Consider the following 18,040-nt stretch of genomic DNA (forward strand, 5'->3'; position numbering starts at 1 on the left):
TTTCTTGACCTTAAGATTCTTTAGGTCTTTCTGTACGATTTTTGTTATTTACCCGCAGCCGGACAGTCCGTTTGAAAGCGGAATTACTACAATCACAAACGGATAATGGCAAGACTAAAAAGCATGAGTCCAGTACAGTACCGAACTCATACCCAAAACACTACCTAACCATACATTGTCTAACAGGCTTTGTATTCAGTTATGAATCTTTAGTGACGTCTATATAGCCTCCACTATCGAAGCATATTAAATGATTAAAGCATTAAATGATTTACTACTCTATTCCAGAAAAAGAAAGAAGGTAAATACGGCAGACATCAAAGTTCATGTATGTTAGTTTTTCCCCGTCTGTGATAAGAAGAAACTGTGTACCATCGGTCGCCATAATCTTTTTCCCGGCATAATCAGCAACGTGCAATGTATTCATCTGCTCTCGGCTCCTTTGTGGGAACCGGCTTATTCAGCCGGTTCAATCTCTTTCACGTTTTCGCTTTGGCAATTGGGACAGCCTGGACTATACGAAAGGCAATCCTCACATAAATGGAATCCGCAGTTTTCGCAGTATGGGGACGCAGCCATTTCCTGAAAATTCACTTCGCTGCACCAATCGCAATCGGAACTTTCGATTTCCGTGCATTGTTCCTTTGACTTTTCACAAAGGCTGGAAAGGCTCCAACCTGTTAGGATCATGAGCATGTTATCTATAGTGGTCTTTTCCTGATCGTTGGCAGAATGATAAGCCTTGATTAACTGCGCGCCCTTTTCTACTGCATTTGTCCCGAAGCTTGGCGACGATCTGCTGCGAAGCGCCCGTCGCTTGCGCATTGGAATTGTGCAGCTGGGAAATGGACCGACATACGGTGCTGGAAAAATTCCGGGAGCTGGATCTGAAAGGGCTCGACCGGCTGATCGGATAATGGGGAGCAGCAGGACAAGCAAGGGCGGGCGGATTGCCGACCAAACGGGGGACGTTGCCGAGACTTGGAAATACATTAATAAAAGCAGGAAGCGCAGAGCCGCAAGCGGCCTGATCTTCCTGCTTTTTGTGCTTTTATTATGGTTGAATCGAGTTCAGCAAATCGCTTATGGCCGAATTCAGCCTTAGCGTTCTTAGAATCAAAGCGATCGCTTCCGCACGGGTCGTCGCCCCATCCGGCGCAAAGCGGTCGTTGTCCACGCCTTGCAGTAGGCCCTCATTTGCCGCTTTTTCAATGACCGGTTTCGCCCAGTAGCCGGAAGGAACGTCGGCGAACGTCTTCGCGGCGCCCGGCCGCGGTGCGGCGAAATCCGCAATGCGGGAGAGCATCGTAACCATTTCGGCGCGGGATATTCGGTGATCCGGCCTGAATGAACCGTCTTCATAACCTTGGATGATGCCGTTCGAAGCCAAAATGCGGATGGCGTCTTCAGCCCAATGGCCGGCGGTATCGTTGAATTGCGCTTGCTGCGCGCCTGCGGTCAGAACGAAAGTCTGTACAAGCAGCTTGCTGAATTCCGCCCGCGTCACGGCTGCATCCGGCGTAAAGGTGCCGTCCGGATAACCGTCGGCAAAGCCGAGCATGGCGGCAAGCCGAATATCGTTAGCAGCCCAGTGAGACGCCGTATCCGTGAATGAGACGGCACGATTCGAGCTGATCGCGCGCTGCATATAGTCCAGCATCTTCTCCAACTGGACGAAGTTTTTAAACGGCTCACGCTTAAGATCCGCAGCGGGGGCCGCCGGCTTGTCGGGCGGAGTCGCCGGATTATCGCTGTCGTCGTTTCCGCTGCTTTCGTCGCCGCTAGTGCTTTCGTTTCCGCCACTATTGCCGCCGCCAGGGCTATCGCTTCCGCCTGGCGAGGAGGCGCCGGTCACGGTCACATGAATATCGACGGCTCGGTCGCCATAGACCGCTTGGGCGACCGTGCTGCCGGGCATAAGCCCAGTAATCATGCCGTCTTTCGCCGCAGCGACGTCAGGCGATTGAACGGTCCACGTCACATGCTGCGTGACATTCGTTTGCTTCCCGTTCGAGTATGTTGCCGTGATGGTAGCCGATGCTGCCTGCCCGACTTGGACCGAAATATCCGCCGGGCTGGCGCTCAGGTCTGTCAGTACGGTGTCCTCCTTGGGCGGCACCGGCGGATCAGGCGGAACGGTCGGAACAGGCACTACCGTAACCGTACGTATAACTTCGAGAGCGGCATTTCCGACGACATCAAGTACATTATAGCGCACGGTATACGTACCTGGGTTTTGGGTATCTACGCTTCCGCTGATATTCACATTTCCCGCGACTCCGACATTATCGGAAGCTGTAGCGCCCTGCTCAACATAGGCGTCTCCTACGGTCAATGTCATATGCGACGGTCCGTTCAGCACCAGGGTCGGCGGCGTCCGGTCGATATTTATCTGGAAAGCCAGGGTGCTCGCATGACCTGCACTGTCTGCCGCCCGGTACGTCAAGATGTGCGATCCTTCTTGCGATACGGTAAAGGTGCTATTATTCGCCACGGCCTGCCCGGCGCTTCCGTCTACAGACAAGATCAAGGAGGCGAGCGAGCTTGTTGCATATACGTTTGCATAAACGGTGGCCGTGACGTTTTGATTCGTCCAATGTCCGCTGGTGTACGGCTTTCCGTCCGCCGTCACCATCGTCACCCGAATAATCGGGGAGGTGGTGTTTACGGTGAAGGGAAGCGTCACTACAACCGGCGTACGGGATGCATCCGAAATCGTCACACGCGCAGTATACGATCCGCTCGGGAACTGTGCCGACGTGATCGTCATATCGTGCCGGAACGCTTGATGCAGTCCAGTGGATAGGATGCTGTAAACGGCTTGGGTTACGGTCGTTCCCTGACTATCCAGCAGGTCGATCTGCAAGGTCAGCGGGTCGCCCGCATCGATGTGATTCACTTCTCCGGTTATTATCAGCTGATTTTGGCCCTCTAGCTCGGTGAACGAGGAACCGTTCAGGGCTGCTCCGGTCAACCACACGGCCGGAATGCTGTCAACTGCGACGGACTGAACCGTTTCATTGCCTGCCTTGTCTTCCGCGTACACGGTATATTTGCCGCTATGGTTCACCTGAAAGCGTCCGGTCGCCAAAATATCATTGCCCGCATCTCTGAAATCGGCGGCGCTTTTGTCTCCCGGCAGCCATTTCAGGACGTCAAGCGAGTTGCCGGTTCCGTAGACGATCGTTTCAACGCTTATGGTTACGGTGCCGTTCGTCAAATCCGCAGGCGATTGAACAACCGAAAGCGCAGGTGCGGCAGGCATATTCACCTGATTCGCTATGACGCCCGATATGCTTGCATTGTACGAACGGTCGCCCTCATATTGAGCCGTCAAGCTATGCGCTCCAGCCGATAATTCGGCTATGCGGAGAACCGCCGTTCCATTGGCATCCAAAGCGCTGCTTCCCAGAACGGCTTCTCCGTCCTTAAAGGTTACGACTCCGGTCGGCATCCCAACCCCCCCCGTTACCGTTGCCGTTAAAGTCAACGGCTCGAGGTAAGTGGAGGTCGCCTTCGAAACGGAAAGAGAAGTCGTCGCTCTGAAACGTGCTTTTACAGGGCTCCGTCGCCTGACGGTTGTACCGTCGCCGAGCGACCCTTGGCCGTTCTCGCCCCAGACCCATCTTTGCCCGCTGCTGTCCACCGCTTGCGAGCTGCCGAATCCAGCCCGGATGGTTGTGAATGTTACAGGGTTCCCATTATCCGTGATGTTGACCTTGCGAGGGACAGAGCTATCGGTCTGCGTGCCGTCTCCGAGCTGACCGTTGTCGTTAAATCCCCAGGACCAAACCGCGCCTCTGCTATCCAATGCCAAGGCATACCTGTCTCCCGCGGATATGCCCGTGTAAGTAACGGGTACGCCGGAATCCGTAACCGTAAGCTTTTTCGGCGTAGTATTTGTCGTTGTCGAGCCGTCCCCAAGCTCGCCTTTGGTGTTGCTCCCCCATGACCACAAATTACCGTCATCGTCCAAAGCGAGGGAAAAATTGCATGGACGTCTGGCACAATTGAATGAATCGCCTGTCGAGATCGCTTTAAATCGCACGGGAGAACCGTTCTCTGTGATGTTGATCTTATTTTGCGGCTGAAATTCGATGTTGTTAATTTGCCATATGGCTCCCCGGTTATCGAGCGCCATCGCATTTTCATCCACAGCGTCTATGCTTTGGAAGGACACGGGAGTCCCGCCGTCGGTCACGGCGATCTTCATCGGCACCAAAGACTGTCCCGGAGTATAGCCTCTGAAAGTCCCCCAAGCCCACAGCTGTCCCTCAGCATCAATTGCCAGCCCATTGACGCGCTCCGCGGCAATATCCTTAAATACGACATCGGCTCCGCCGCTGTCCTGCGCCGCAAGTTTCCCCCAAACCAGAGATTCCGTTATGGTTCCGTTGCCATAACCCAATTGACCCAAACTATTATCCCCGGTTGACCACAGGTGCCCTGAACGGTCCAACGCGATCGACCAGTTGAATCCCGCAGCCACTTTCTGAAAAACGACGGGGACGCCTTGATCCTCGACAACGATTCTTTTCGGTTCAGCGACGCTTCGTTTCGTGCCGTCGCCATATTCGCCATAATCGTTTTTGCCCCAGGCCCATAGGTGTCCGTCGCTGTCCAATGCCAGCGCGGTACCCGTTTGGGAAGACAACGAGGTCACCGACAAGCCGGAAGCGTCTGCCGTTGCAGGACCCGAAACCGAGCCCAATGCCGGAAATAAAATCAAGGCCAGCAGCGCGATCGTGCTTATTTTTTTGTTCAATGAAATCTCCTTCTCCTTTTTTGCATTCTTTGCAGGTTTCGACAGTTCCGTCCCTTTCAAAGCATACCGGATTTGGGCCTTAAAAAAATCTAACCCCGGTTATAGACGGGGTTAGATTTTTTAAACGATTATTCCAGCAGCTCCTTGCCTCGCCGAATCGCTTCGACCCGGTTTCTGACGTCAAGCTTGCCGTAAATATGATTGATGTGCGTTTTCAGCGTTCCCATGCCGATGCCCAAAGCGTCCGCGATCGCCTGGTTGTCCATCCCTTCCAGCATGCAGCGGAAAATCGCCGATTCCCGCTTCGTTAGAAGACGGTCCGCGGTCGCGCCGATTGCCGCCGGTTCGCCGAAACAGGAAAGCACCCTCCGTACGAAGGCGAGGGACGGGGCTTCGCTTTCCCGCACATGCCCCTTTCGGCGCAGCTGAATATAGCTCGTGAGCAGCTCGGCAACCGGCATCCCCCGGTCCGCGAAAACGCGGATATATTCGTCCGGCTCGGCGTATTTCAGCGCTTGCTCCAGCGTTAAGAAGGCCTGCTCCGTCTTGCCTGTGTTGCGCCAAAGAAGCGCCTGCAGCACTTGCAGCTCAAGCGCATCCATGGGTCGATGCCCCTTGATCGCCAAGGCGAGAAGCCTGTCCGCAAGAGCCTGAGCTTGCTCGTAAAGCCCTTCCTGCATCAATACCCGCACAAGAAACGTGTAGGTATATAATTGAAATACGGAGACAGGATCGGTCTCGCTCACTCCGTATTTGTTCCTCCACTCCGATGCGGCGGCCGCTTCCCCCTGATCCAGCCGCAGCCCCGCCAATTCCGCATCAATGAAGAGCAGTGCGGCGGCAGCCCGTTCGCAGAGCGCTCTTTGCCTGGCTTCCTCAAGCCATTGCTCCGCTTGCAGCCGATCTCCTCTTGCTTTGGCGATGCGAGACAGAAAAAGGTAAGCGGTGACGTACACTTTTTCCGGCTGGTGTCGGTTATGCATGTTTTCCTGAAGCCCCAGCTTGAAATAAGCTTCTGCTTCCTTCAGGTCGTTGCGCTCATAAAGCAGCTCGCCGTAGCAAACGAGGGTGGAATCGTGCAGGTCCATCGGCTTCAGAAATTCGATCATCGTTCGAAAGAAGGAATCCGCCACCTCGCGGGGCAAATGCCTTCCTCTCTTGCCGTTGTACGACCGGAAGATGGTGGGAGACATCGGCATATGGGGCGGGGCGAACAGCAGCTCCGGGCCGGAGGGGCTGTACCGCAGCGACAACTGGATATATTCGAGCCCTTTGACGACATCCAGATCGTATTGGGTCGCCTTGGAATTTCGCAAATAGTAAAGGTTCCCCAGAAACCGGTTCCGCTCCTCCTCTGACCAGTCCGCAGCGGAAGCTTGAAACCGCTCTTCGGCAGACTGCAAATAGTTCTCGGCCAGCAGCGGCTCATTATCCCATAACAACGATAAAATATAGGAAAAATACAGCTGGCGATGCTCCCACAGGATCGACTCCGGGATGAGCGACAGCCAGTAGCGCAGCGTGGAAAACTCCCTTTTCACCATGAACGATTTCATTTGCTCCAACAGCTCCACGGCTTCCTGGAAATGCCGCCCGGCCAAATAGTATTCCACGGCTTCCTCCAGAAAGCCTTGTTTCGCATGCCAGTCCGCAGCCGACTTGTACAATTCCTTAATGCCGTCCGGATCCGTCCGGTGCAGCCGGCCTGTCAAGAAAGCGGCGAACAAGTGATGGAAACGGAACCACTCTTCTTTCGTATCAAGCGGTATAACGAACAATTCCCTGCCCGCCAGTTCAATCAGCTTGCGGCGACTGTCGGCATCTCCCGTAACCGCCCTGCACAGCGGCTCCGAAAATTGCTGCAATAGGGAGCACTTGATCAGGAACGACTGCATAGAGGGCTCCAGCGATTGGAACACTTCTTCAAGCAAATATTGCTCGATTTGGTGGTTATCCGCCGTAAAATCTTGCGCAAGAAACGGTTCCGGTTTCTGCTTGGGCATGGCGAGACCGGCCAGCTTCAATCCGGTGGCCCACCCTTCCGTTCGCTGAACGAGCAATTGGATTTGCTCCGGCGGATAGCTCCGGTCCTCCCACAGGCGGAACAGCTCCTCGGCCTCCTGTACATCAAATCGCAGATCCTGGGCGTCCAATTGAACGGCCCATCCGCGGCTGAAGTGGCGCGACTTCAGAAAAGGCGCTTCCATTCGGCTCGTTACATAAAGGTGAACATGCGCAGGCAAATATTCGAGAAAAAAAGTCATCGATGCGATAATGTTCGAATCATGGATGGCGTGAAAATCGTCAAAAACGAATGCGAGCGGGTCCTGCAGCTTGTTTAATTCGTTTAATAGCAGAACGAGGAAGGTTTCATGGTTTACCGGTGACAGCGACTCCAAAGCCGGCTTCGCCTTAAGCGCGAACCCGTCGCGGACCCAATCGATTGCCGAAATGACATAACGCCAGAAGCGGAAAATGTCATTGTCGCCCGGGTCGAGCGACAACCATCCGACAGGCCGAGCCAGCTGCCCGGCCCACGAGCTGACGAGCGTTGATTTTCCGTAGCCCGCGGGCGCTTTAATGACGGTTGCTCTCAGGTCCAAGCCTTCTTGCATCCTCTTCGTCAAACGGACACGCGGTATAACCGCAGACAGAAGAGGAGGCATATGCAGTTTCGTGTTTAATAAGACTGTTTCCACTGAAGCTCACCCGTTTCTCTTAACAAGGTTGTCTTTATTAACGCTATAGAAATTATAAGTTTTCAGCCCTATTAAGGGAATGAGTAATTTCTATACCAAGAAATCAATCTTTAAAACACGAATGTATCTTCATTGATAAGGACTCATATTCAGTTGTGCTATATAGACGGCACTAAAGATTCATAATCAGTTGTAAGCGATCGGAGTGTTCCTTCAAGAAAGTTTTAATCAATTTGGCGTGATGAATTCGGGCGTTGTCTAGGACCATTACAATCTTTTCTCCGGGATAGCGAGCAACTACTTGCTTAAGGAAGGCTAGAAATACATTTGCATCATATTGTTCTTCTTCGATGCAAAATATTTCACCGCTTTCATAATCCAATATACCAATCAGTTTGACACCGCGATGCTTGCCGTAAGTAAGAACTATCTTTTGTTGTCCTCTCGGAAACCAAGTATGGGCTAGTGCCTGATAGTCCCGAATCATTGACTCATCCTGAAACAGGATTCGATCAATTTCGCGCAGAATCAATTTTTTTTACCGTCTCAAAGTCTTGCTTGAATTGTTCTTGTTTTTCGGAATCAGCGAGAGCCAGCGTATTTTGATCGTATGTAACTCCATGCAAGTAAAGCAAAATCGCTTGATATCTTTCGAACACTCGTTTACTTTTTGTTTCTTTCATAGCCATTTTTATTGTGTGGATTTCGGGGTTTTGTTTGTCTTCTCGGAGTGTTTTGTTCATCGTAACGCCTCCTTCAGGCAACAATCTGGTTACCTCTAAGAGTTAGACAAATGTTCCCACAATCCTTTAGTGCCGTCTATGTAGTTACCGTTTTCTTGCTCTTTCCATTACGGCTATTCGTTGTCGCCTTGTTCTTCACGTCATGCTTCTCGTAACCAAGTTCGGTGTCGAGTTGCGCGTCCAGCATGGACTGCAGCGTTTCAGCAAACAACTCCTTAAGAGCGGACTGAACGTCATCCTTGGTCTTTAGATTATTTTCTTTTACAAACGCCTTTACTTGTTCCTTGCTGAATCGAGCCATTCCAGCCATCCTCTCAAACCAGCCTTCATTTTAAAGTATGATTTGAGAGTTTACACAGAATATTTTACAGACTCTACGAAAAGGCACCGCCAGTAAGTGTCTTTTTTATCGTTATCTTTTGTCATCCCTCGATACCGCAATCTGAAAGAAATATCGAAAGATTCCGTGTGCTACAATCAAAAAGTGTAAACCCTATAAACCAAAGGAGGAAATGATGATGAGTAACGCCAACAGTCAATATGAGAAGGGTATCCAGCCGATCATACCGCACTTATGGTTCGACAAAGAGGCAAAAGAAGCCGCAGAATTTTATTGTTCCGTATTTCCGGATTCCATTATTACGAGCATGACGACCTTGCACAATACGCCATCGGGAGATTGCGATACTGTATCGTTCAACGTCTACGGACATCCGTTTATGGCCATATCTGCAGGTCCTTTCTTTAAGATCAATCCTTCGATTTCGTTTATAGTAAATTTCGATCCGTCTCGGGAAAAGAACGCAAGTGAAAAGATCGACGAGATATGGAATAAGTTGTCCGAAGGCGGATTGGCGCTTATGCCGTTAGACAAGTATCCGTTCAGCGAACGGTATGGCTGGGTTCAGGACAAGTTTGGTGTCTCCTGGCAGCTCATTCTTACGAATCCGAACGGTGAGCCGCGGCCCACCATTGTCCCCTCCCTGATGTTCACGGGCAATAACAGCGGCAAGGCCGAAGAGGCACGTGAGTTCTATCTCTCGGTATTCCGAAATGCACAACCTGGCGCCCTCTTCCGATACGGCCCTGGCCAAGAGCCCAACAAAGAGGACACGGTGATGTTTACGGACTTTATGCTGGAGAACACCTGGTTCGCAGCAATGGACAGCACGTTGGAACACCCGTTCAACTTCAACGAAGCAATTTCCCTCATGGTCTGCTGCGAGACGCAGGATGAAATTGACTACTATTGGGAACAGCTTTCTGCCGCACCTGAGGCCGAGCAATGCGGCTGGCTTAGAGACAAATACGGTGTATCGTGGCAGATCTGCCCCGCCGAATTGAACGAGATGTTGGCGACAGGCAGTCCGGAACAACGCGATCGGATCACGCAAGCGTACTTGAAGATGAAAAAGTTTACGATATCGGAATTACAAAATGTTTTTCATATGAAATGAGCAATATGCCCATTATTTTAACAGGCTGCCGATGACTGGCAGCCTGTGTTATTATGCTATCGTACCGCATCATGCCGTGTATGTCATAGTGATTTAGCTTATTCGATCCCCGGTTTCCAAGTGAAAAAACAACGCCTCTGACATATTCGGAGTAACGTACGTTATTTCGTCCTCCTCCAATCGAATCCCAGGGTCAGCACGCACGATGAGCGGCTGCTTCTGGTGAATATCCAAATGCAGGAACCGATCCGCCCCCATTAGCTCGCTGTGCTTGTAGTATGCAGGGATCGCAGTCTGTTCGTCCGCCCCTTTAGCCAATTCCATATGCTCAGGCCGGATTCCAAGTGTTACCGTACGGTTAACCTGTTTGTGTTTGATTAGTAGACTTGCTGCATGCTCGGGAATTTTTAACCAAAATCGTTGGGTGTGGAATTCCAGCTTTCCGGGAATATTTTCAAGAACTCGGCCTTGGATAAAGTTCATTGGCGGCGAGCCGATAAAACTGGCTACAAACATATTGCTCGGTGTGGAATAAATGACTTCCGGCGTATCCACTTGTTGAATGACCCCATCCTTCATGACAGCAATCCGGTCTCCCATCGTCATGGCTTCGATTTGATCATGAGTGACATAAACGAAGGTCGCAGCAAGTGACTTATGAAGCTTAATGATCTCCATACGCATATGTGCACGCAGTTTCGCGTCTAGGTTGGACAACGGCTCATCCATCAGGAATACCTGCGGATTACGGACAATTGCGCGCCCTAAAGCTACACGCTGCCTTTGTCCGCCGGACAGCTGTCCCGGCTTGCGGTCTAAGTACGCGTCTAATTCCAAAATGCGCGCAGCCCGCTTCACGGAAAGATCAATCTCATGTTTCGGCAGCTTGCGCAGCCTCAGTCCAAAAGCGATATTTTCGTAAACGCTCATATTCGGATACAGCGCATAATTTTGAAATACCATTGCAATGTCCCGGTCCTTAGGTGGCAAATGGTTCACCAGGGTATCCCCGATATAGATCTCTCCCTCGGTGATATCCTCAAGTCCCGCAATCATGCGCAAAACCGTTGATTTCCCGCACCCCGACGGTCCTACCAGCACGAGAAATTCCTTATCTTCAATTTCCATATGGAAGTCCTTTACCACCGTATGCTTGTCCTTGCTATATTTCTTATATAAATGATTGATCATTATTTTGGCCATTCCATAACCTCCTGAGCCTTCAAAATGCTGCGAATAAGCGAAAAGACTCTGGAAATCAAAAGAAACAAGGCTGTTTTCACGCCTGTTTACTTTTGGGTTTTCTCAGAGTCTCCCACCCAAATGGTACAATGTATTTAGCATACATCAGGTTCATTATCGGAGTGTTATGCACATGTAAAGTAATTTTAAATATAGAGGCAGCTTATTTATTATTGACTTAAACCATGGTTTAAGTCGTATCCTATTCTTGTCGACAATGAAAGAAACCATTTGGAGGCCTTCAGATGAAGTACTATTCCATTAGCGAGGCTTCGGCCAAGCTTAATATTCCGGAATCCACGCTGCGTTATTATGAAAAAAAAGGGCTGCTGCCGCTAATCGAGCGCGATGAAGCCGGCCGGCGGTTATTTTCAGAGGATCAAATGTCACTGCTTGAAACCGTCATTCGTTTGAAAAACACGCACATGCCAATAAGTAGTATCAGGCAGTATATTGATTGGGTAATTGAGGGAGAAAGCACAACCCAGCTGCGGCTTGAAATGATGATGAAGCACAAACAGGCTGTGCTGGCTGAAATCTCGTTGATGACAGAAGCCATGGAAGGAATTAACTTCAAAATTGCACGCTATACAAAACGAATGCAGGAAAGAAAAGAAGAATCATAAGGCGAATATCAGACATAATTAAATTATGAAACAAAGAACTTTATGGAGAAGAGGAACTTATAATGAAGCTTTCAGGAAATACAATCCTTATTACAGGCGGAAGCACTGGAATAGGGTTAGCTTTTGCAGAACGCTTTATCAAAGCGGGAAATCGTGTTATCGTGTGCGGCCGGCGTGAACAGGTGCTTCAAAAGGCGAAAGAACAATTCCCCAGCCTGATTACCCGTGTAATTGATTTGGACATTGAATCCGAACGTTCAGCATTGTTTGATTGGGTTACTGCGAACTATCCGGAAGTGAATGTATTAGTTAACAATGCAGGAATCCAACAACGCTTCAATGTATTAAAAGCGGACGCTAGGAGCAATTGGAGTTATTTCAGTAAAGAAATCACAACTAACCTGGAAGCACCTTTCCATCTCTCCATGCTGTTCGCTCCTTTTTTGGCAGCAAAAGAAGAAGCGGCTATCATTAACGTGACATCCGGGTTAGCTTTTACGCCATTTGCGATTGCTCCGATTTATTCAGCGACGAAAGCAGCCCTGCATTCCTTTACAATGAGTCTACGACACCAGCTTTCCGACACGTCTGTTGAAGTCATTGAGGTTGCTCCTCCGGCAGTGAATACGGAATTAGGCGGGGCCGGGCTGCATACGCAAGGGGAACCTTTAGATGCATTCGCAGATGGAATTTTCAAGGGGTTGGAAGAGGGCAAGAAGGAAATTGGCTATGGTACTTCGGTAAATCGTTTACGCATGTCGCGAGATGAAATTGACGAATACACAGAAACTATGTATAAAGCCACGAAAGATTCTATCAAATAACTGTACTTACAAAAAGACTAAGGGCTGCCCAGACAGCCCTTATATATTCTTCTGTGAAGCATGTTAAATCATTACTGTTTTTGCTTGACTGTATTATAGATTTCCTGACCCTTAGTCTGCATTGTGTTTAGCGCTTCATCTACGGACTTCTTTCCGTCAACTACCAGTTGGACCTCGTTTCCCGCCATTTCGTTGAAGGTTGCATAAAACTCCGAAGGTACCTGCTCCCCGGCTTGAAGACCCCGGTTACTCATTTTCAGCATATAGAATGGCTCCAAATCACGGCCATCCCGTTCCTTCACATAAGCGGTTCTTGAAAGAAAGCCGAATTGTTCGGTTTTGGCCAACTGCTTCGCCATTTCGTCGCTGTTAATGTATTTGACAAGCTCCCAGGCTGCTCTCGGGTTAGATGATTTGGTATTGATTGCGAAAATTTCGGATACGTCAATAGTGCTTGAAGCATCGGGATTCTTCGGATCGACCGGCACAGTGACGATATCCCAATTGACAGGATTGACATCCTTCAGTTCCTCCTTAGCCCGCACAATGTTGTTAATCATATAAGGAGATTCCAGAGTCATGGCGACCTTGCCGGTGACGAACAAGTCTCGTTTCAGCCAAGCCTCATTCGAATCGGCCGGATCACTTGTCTTACCGGTATAAACCGCTCCCGACTTTAAAGCATCTGCGGCCAAACCAAGTGCATGCTTCCACCCCTCCGATTGGAGAGTCACCGTCCCTTTAACGGGATCCATATCCTCTAATCCGTGTGTTGTTCCGATGCTGTTCATTAAATAGTAACCAAGAGCCTTATTCTCGCTTACAATCCAATCGGCAGAATTCCTGGCAAATCCGTAGATACGGTCATTCCCATGTCCATCCTTCGGGAATCGTTTGGCCAGCTGCAGCACTTCCTCCCAGCTCATCTTATTGTGCGGGAGCGGCACACCGAATTTCTCAAATAAATCTTTATTGTAGAACAGTGCCTGGCTGTAGAAGGACGGGGCCAAGCCGTAAATGTTACCGCCGCCCTTCGATTTGAGCAGATCCATGACGTTAGGCAAAATGTTTTCCGTATCGAACTTGTCCTGGCGGATAACAGGGTCCAGCTGATAAAGCCTCCCTTGTTCTGCCCATTCTTTAAATCTCTCCGGCGAATGGAATACAAGCACATCCGGCTGTTCGTCATCGATGAGCTTCTGAAAGCCCGGGCCACTCGTATCCTGCATGGAGACAACCTGAACATCTATATTCGGATATTTCACAGAAAACATATTTCCGTACATCTGGAGAAAAGAATTTTTATCGTAATAAGCCACTTTAATACTCGCCTTTTCGTCTTTACCAAGCGGTTTTACCATATTGGAGGACTTTTCTCCTCCCGTCCCGGCTAAGCTGCCGGAATCACATCCCGCCATCATGACGGATAACACCAATCCGGCGGTTAACCCCAGTCGACCTAATTTCATTACTATCCATCCCTTTTTGAAGATTAGCTAAAGTCTAACTATTCAGCTTTTCTGATCGGTTCGTCATATTCCAAATTGTAGAATTGTCCCTTTGAATTATATTGACCCATCACCGTGGGTGCGCCTGATTTGGTAAAATAAACGACGGCCATCATTTTAGGATCCTTGGCTGCTTGATAGCCTTCCAAATCGATTTTCAATAATTGCTTTGCCTGGACCTTCGCATTTTTCAACAGTTCAGCTTCGGTATATCCCTCTATGGTATCGAAGACGTCAGGGAACTTGTCTATCTTGTCCTGCAGGTCACTTGCATTTACTTTGAGAATTTTGCGAGTTCCCTTTTCCACGGTAACAAATACCGGAAACTTATCGGAAGCGGCAAAATGGAACTCATACGCCTCCTTGCCGTCCTGGACTATCAATAGCGGATTATTCAACGGCCCTTTCTTCAAGCCATCCAGACCATTGCCGACAAATACGGATTCAGCCGTCTTTAGCGCCTCCAAATCTACTTCCTCATTTGCAAGGCTCTTAACCACTCTGTGCAGCTTGCCGTTCTCCAGCTCGATGAAGGTATTATTGACACGGGTATTCAGATACAAGGCGCCGCTTTTGATAGGTGAATCATCCGGGAGACCGTATTGTACCGAGATCCCCACGGTATCGACTGCGATATTTTGGCCAGGGAATACTTGCTGCAGTGCCGCCTCCATCTCTTTTTTGTAGGAGTCCTTCAAATCGCTCCACTTCATATCCAGATGAACATTTTTAAGCTCTCCTCTTGCATTCAGCATGATTTGACTGTACTCGGACCCGTCCATCTTATACGTCATCCCGGAATCTTCCCCCATGCTCCACGGCTCGGGCTTGCTGAATGTGAAGGCATTGCCTGTGAAATCTCCCACTAGCTTGAGGATGCTGCTCATCAACGGAACATTCTTCAGAGATGCTGCCATTGCCGGCGAAACAAGAGCACTGCTGATGATGCAGATTCCCAATATCGCTGCTGCTGAAGTAACCATGAATGCCTTTCGCATACGATTGCTTTTGTTTGCAGTGAATGTCGGCTCCTCGAGCCTGCTCATTATTTTGTCGCTGAAGCTGTTGACAGGCATCTCCATCCTCTGAACGGTGCGTCGGATATGCAGCAAATTCCATGATTCAGGTTCGTTCGGCCACTTCTCCATTGGCTGCACCTCCTTCCTGTATCCTTTGGTTGATTAGTTTTTTTCGAAGCCGCGCGAATCTCTGACGCAGAGTTGCCGGTTTGCAGCCCATAATTTTGCCTATTTCCTCAAAGCTGTATTGTTCTGCCACTCGAAGCAGCAAAATATTCCTCTCCTCCCAGTTCAGATGCATCAGCATTTCATTGACAGCTTGCTCGGTGTAATTAACATACGTTGGAGCCGATAAGGACAGCCGTTCTTTGCAAAGCGATAGGAGACGGTGCCAGCGGCTCTGCTTTCTAATAAGATCCACACAATGAAAGTACGCAATTTTGTAGAGCCATGTGAGCAAGGATGCCTGCTTCTCGTAACGGGACAAATTCTGATACGCCTTTAGAAATATTTCCTGTACCGCATCCTCCGCTCCCTCACGGCTTTTCAGAATACAGTAGCAATAAGTATAAATTTTCTTTTCATATTCGCGAATGATAATGGCATACGCTTGTTTATCGCCTGATACCACCCGTTCTATGGCAGCATCGATCGCTTCTGAATGATGTTCAACCTGTTGTGCCCCGGGGCCTGGTTGTTCCAATGGGATCACCTCCTGATGTTTGCCGGCTTTACTATATTAAACGACCCGTGAAGCCCGAATTGTGACAGGAGTGAAATCTGGGTTACGGAATTAAAATAGGGAGCAGCGCCTTAAGCGATCCGCTCCCTTGTATATAATTGAAATGAGAAAGTCTATTATATCATATCGCGAAGAGTGCCGGTCTCTATGACCTGGGCAAAGGTACCCTGCAAGGAGGCCATAAAGGTATCATGAACGGTTTTTGCAGGAATGACTGTATCATCCCATACTAAATCTTTGGTGGTACAAGCCTCACCGAGCAAGATGACTTCATATCCCAGGCGGTGTGCGGTTCTCACAGTCGAATCAATGCAGATATGGCTCATCATGCCGCAAATGACTAACCGCGTTACATTCATCGAGTCAAGATGATGTTGCAGCTCCGTTTGAAAAAAGCTGTCCGGAGTATGTTTAACAATCACTTTTTCATCCGATAAGGGACGTACTCGTTCATGAATTTGAATCCCTTCGGTACCGGGCAGGAAAAATGAAGCATTCTCCTCCAGTAGAATACACTGAATATGAGTGACTGGCAAACTCTTCGCCCGGAACAACGACAAGGCTTCTTGTGCATGGGTTACCGCTTTGTCGGTGTTGAATAACTCGTTTCTGCCTCCTTGGAAATAATCATTCTGAATGTCTACTATAAGTAACGCTGTATTCATGGTTCACGGCTCCTTTACCTGTAGTTAAATTTGGTTCTGAAAAGTATTATAGTATCGGTAAGGTGAACCGTGAATTACCCACTTTTTTGTGGGTATGGATTTTGCCATGGATACAATTTCTTAATAGCTGATGCCTTTGCGGTCAAGAAGCTCGGTTTGCCCCAGCTCCACCATGTATTCAATGCCTATCTCCTGCATAATCAATACCGCATCCAACAGCTTTCTTCCGCGGTCCGTCAGATAATATTCAACATGCAGCGGATAGCCTTCCGTTTTGATTTTATCAACGATCCCGCAGGATTGAAGCTCTCTTAAATGCTGTAGCAGCATCTTCTGGGTAATCTGGTCAATATCCCGCTCCAGTTGAGCTAAGGACAAGCTCCCGCTTCTCAATTGAAAGACGATCATCGTCTTCCACTTGCCTTTGATAATGTCATGAACAATCTCTAGCGGACAGGAACATTTCTCTCGAATGATCATAGAACTCACCTCTGTTTAACTAACTTACCTTTTTACTAGCCGATAGGGAACCTAGCTTCCGTTAGAAACGAAAATCGATTTAAAAACAAGCTCCTTTCTTCCGTCTACTTGGTCCATGAATGTGATGGGCAGCATGAGCAGAATTAGGGAAATAACCAACAGAAGCAGCTTCTTATTTCTAGGCCTATTCAAAATGAACGACTCGTTTCTCATCGGCCGATACGAGTGCTCGCAGGCACGCTTCCGTCACGTAAAAGGAATCGTCGGCGCTGACCAGGCAGCGCCCTTCTCCATTAATTTGCCGCACGAAGTCGGCAAATATTTCGCGCTTGGGCACCAGCGGCAGCTCCTGCACGCCGCTTTGCCGCTCATTGATCAGCAATACCTGCTGATCCCGGACCTCGAGCACGCCGGCGGTTCCGGCGATGCGAATCCGGTCGTCGCCGTGCGACGGCGCTTCGTTCGGCCGCAAGTAGTCGATGCTGACCGAGGCGGCGGCTCCGCCGGACATCGTAAATTGGCACTGTGCCGTGAGCTCCAGCTCGCCGTGCCCTTCATTAAATAAGGTGGAATGAGTCGCATACACCGTTTCAAACCTTTGGCCGCTGTACCAGTGGACCCAATCAATAGCATGGCTGCCGACCCAGGGAATCGTGCCTCCATAGGTATGCCGCTTCGTAAAAGGCTCGCCCCGGCGGCCGAGCCGGTATGACTTCTGCGCTTGCAGCAGCCGCACTTCACCCACCGCGCCGCCGCTAACGGCATGCCATGCCGTCAAAAAAGCCGGATGATATCGAATGCCTAGCATCGCGGCAAGATGTACGCCTTTGTCCTTTGCAGCTGCATAAACCTCACGCAGCATAGCCAAGTCGTCCAGCGTCGTTGCGATCGGCTTTTCGACAAACACGTGGATGCCTCGCCGCAGCGCCTCCGCTGTAATTCGGGCGTGGTCGTGAAAATAACACGCGACTGCAATTATATCCGGCTCGACATCATCCAACAGCTTCATGTAATCCGCATAAACGACGGGCGAATGGCCCTCCTTCTGTGCCGTATGAATGACCTTGTCCATCGTCTCTCCTGCGGACCCGACCGATACGGCGGCCAGCGTGACGTCCGGCAGCTCGCGCAGCCCGCCGAACACATAATTAATGTGCCCGGTTGCACCGATTATCGCGACTTTCATCATTGACACCTCTATTCATATTTTGTAACGGCAATTGCGTCGTAGTTGTTAGAAAGCTAATGTGTCCCGTTGGCCCGACGTTTT

Annotated in this window: 13 protein-coding genes and 3 pseudogenes; 4 read left to right on the forward strand and 12 right to left on the reverse strand. The window is 49.7% G+C overall.

Annotation, left to right across the window (positions count from 1 at the left end):
* Nucleotides 1-84: 84 nt before the first annotated feature.
* Nucleotides 85-168: pseudogene (locus tag B1728_RS37370) on the forward strand (IS3 family transposase); the annotation flags it as partial.
* 106 nt (nt 169-274) lie between these two features.
* On the opposite strand, the gene B1728_RS36390 reads toward B1728_RS37370, so the two are convergent.
* The 5 genes and pseudogenes from B1728_RS36390 to B1728_RS23360 all read right to left on the reverse strand — a co-directional run.
* On the reverse strand, nt 275-427 hold the full coding sequence (locus tag B1728_RS36390) for a hypothetical protein (RefSeq protein WP_179136162.1): 153 nt from the start codon (nt 425-427) through the stop codon (nt 275-277).
* A gap of 627 nt (nt 428-1,054) precedes the next feature.
* The gene (locus B1728_RS23340) at nt 1,055-4,765 is read right to left on the reverse strand and encodes an S-layer homology domain-containing protein (RefSeq protein ID WP_144027972.1); all 3,711 of its coding nucleotides are present in this window, start codon (nt 4,763-4,765) and stop codon (nt 1,055-1,057) included.
* Between the two features lie 128 nt (nt 4,766-4,893).
* Nucleotides 4,894-7,368: a winged helix-turn-helix domain-containing protein gene (locus B1728_RS23345; RefSeq protein ID WP_256865472.1), complete on the reverse strand. Its 2,475-nt coding sequence runs from the start codon at nt 7,366-7,368 to the stop codon at nt 4,894-4,896.
* 280 nt (nt 7,369-7,648) lie between these two features.
* A pseudogene (locus B1728_RS36915) lies at nt 7,649-8,066 on the reverse strand (IS630 family transposase); the annotation flags it as partial.
* A 220-nt stretch (nt 8,067-8,286) separates the two neighbouring features.
* A pseudogene (locus B1728_RS23360) lies at nt 8,287-8,508 on the reverse strand (transposase); the annotation flags it as partial.
* Between the two features lie 217 nt (nt 8,509-8,725).
* On the opposite strand from B1728_RS23360, the gene B1728_RS23365 reads away from it, so the two are divergent.
* Nucleotides 8,726-9,664 carry a VOC family protein gene (locus B1728_RS23365; protein ID WP_079912812.1) on the forward strand — a complete coding sequence of 313 codons (939 nt, stop codon included), beginning with the start codon at nt 8,726-8,728 and terminating at the stop codon, nt 9,662-9,664.
* Nucleotides 9,665-9,757: 93 nt separating this feature from the next.
* Here the strand turns inward: B1728_RS23365 and B1728_RS23370 are convergent, their stop codons facing one another.
* The gene (locus B1728_RS23370; protein ID WP_079912813.1) at nt 9,758-10,867 is read right to left on the reverse strand and encodes an ABC transporter ATP-binding protein; all 1,110 of its coding nucleotides are present in this window, start codon (nt 10,865-10,867) and stop codon (nt 9,758-9,760) included.
* A gap of 284 nt (nt 10,868-11,151) precedes the next feature.
* Between B1728_RS23370 and B1728_RS23375 the strand changes: the two genes are divergently transcribed.
* Nucleotides 11,152-11,532: a MerR family transcriptional regulator gene (locus B1728_RS23375; RefSeq protein ID WP_079912814.1), complete on the forward strand. Its 381-nt coding sequence runs from the start codon at nt 11,152-11,154 to the stop codon at nt 11,530-11,532.
* 62 nt (nt 11,533-11,594) lie between these two features.
* Complete coding sequence (locus B1728_RS23380; RefSeq protein ID WP_079912815.1) at nt 11,595-12,356, forward strand: SDR family oxidoreductase; 762 nt, start codon at nt 11,595-11,597, stop codon at nt 12,354-12,356.
* A gap of 71 nt (nt 12,357-12,427) precedes the next feature.
* Here B1728_RS23380 and B1728_RS23385 read toward each other — a convergent pair whose 3' ends face one another.
* The 6 genes from B1728_RS23385 to B1728_RS23410 all read right to left on the reverse strand — a co-directional run bounded on the left by B1728_RS23385 (nt 12,428) and on the right by B1728_RS23410 (nt 17,956).
* Nucleotides 12,428-13,825 (reverse strand): ABC transporter substrate-binding protein, encoded by a 1,398-nt coding sequence (locus tag B1728_RS23385; protein WP_079912816.1) that lies wholly within the window; start codon nt 13,823-13,825, stop codon nt 12,428-12,430.
* A 38-nt stretch (nt 13,826-13,863) separates the two neighbouring features.
* Entirely contained in the window at nt 13,864-15,012 is a 1,149-nt protein-coding gene (locus tag B1728_RS23390) for a DUF4179 domain-containing protein (protein ID WP_079912817.1), read from the reverse strand.
* The gene (locus B1728_RS23395) at nt 14,987-15,586 is read right to left on the reverse strand and encodes an RNA polymerase sigma factor (protein WP_079912818.1); all 600 of its coding nucleotides are present in this window, start codon (nt 15,584-15,586) and stop codon (nt 14,987-14,989) included. The genes B1728_RS23390 and B1728_RS23395 overlap by 26 nt, the downstream gene beginning before the upstream one ends.
* 155 nt (nt 15,587-15,741) lie before the next feature.
* Nucleotides 15,742-16,290 (reverse strand): cysteine hydrolase family protein, encoded by a 549-nt coding sequence (locus B1728_RS23400; RefSeq protein ID WP_079912819.1) that lies wholly within the window; start codon nt 16,288-16,290, stop codon nt 15,742-15,744.
* 120 nt (nt 16,291-16,410) lie between these two features.
* On the reverse strand, nt 16,411-16,770 hold the full coding sequence (locus tag B1728_RS23405; protein WP_079912820.1) for a winged helix-turn-helix transcriptional regulator: 360 nt from the start codon (nt 16,768-16,770) through the stop codon (nt 16,411-16,413).
* 184 nt (nt 16,771-16,954) lie between these two features.
* Complete coding sequence (locus B1728_RS23410) at nt 16,955-17,956, reverse strand: Gfo/Idh/MocA family protein (protein WP_079912821.1); 1,002 nt, start codon at nt 17,954-17,956, stop codon at nt 16,955-16,957.
* Nucleotides 17,957-18,040 lie beyond the last annotated feature (84 nt).

Origin of the sequence: Paenibacillus sp. 32352 (genome assembly GCF_002042965.1) — a bacterium.
Classification (GTDB): Bacteria; Bacillota; Bacilli; order Paenibacillales; family NBRC-103111; genus Paenibacillus_S; species Paenibacillus_S vulneris.

Excerpts from the sequence above, each read along its gene's own strand:
- B1728_RS36390 (WP_179136162.1), bottom strand. The coding sequence starts at position 427 with ATGAATACATTGCACGTTGCTGATTATGCCGGGAAAAAGATTATGGCG.
- B1728_RS23365 (WP_079912812.1), top strand. The coding sequence starts at position 8,726 with ATGAGTAACGCCAACAGTCAATATGAGAAGGGTATCCAGCCGATCATA.
- B1728_RS23370 (WP_079912813.1), bottom strand. The coding sequence starts at position 10,867 with ATGGCCAAAATAATGATCAATCATTTATATAAGAAATATAGCAAGGAC.
- B1728_RS23375 (WP_079912814.1), top strand. The coding sequence starts at position 11,152 with ATGAAGTACTATTCCATTAGCGAGGCTTCGGCCAAGCTTAATATTCCG.
- B1728_RS23380 (WP_079912815.1), top strand. The coding sequence starts at position 11,595 with ATGAAGCTTTCAGGAAATACAATCCTTATTACAGGCGGAAGCACTGGA.
- B1728_RS23385 (WP_079912816.1), bottom strand. The coding sequence starts at position 13,825 with ATGAAATTAGGTCGACTGGGGTTAACCGCCGGATTGGTGTTATCCGTC.
- B1728_RS23390 (WP_079912817.1), bottom strand. The coding sequence starts at position 15,012 with ATGGAGAAGTGGCCGAACGAACCTGAATCATGGAATTTGCTGCATATC.
- B1728_RS23400 (WP_079912819.1), bottom strand. The coding sequence starts at position 16,290 with ATGAATACAGCGTTACTTATAGTAGACATTCAGAATGATTATTTCCAA.
- B1728_RS23405 (WP_079912820.1), bottom strand. The coding sequence starts at position 16,770 with ATGATCATTCGAGAGAAATGTTCCTGTCCGCTAGAGATTGTTCATGAC.
- B1728_RS23410 (WP_079912821.1), bottom strand. The coding sequence starts at position 17,956 with ATGAAAGTCGCGATAATCGGTGCAACCGGGCACATTAATTATGTGTTC.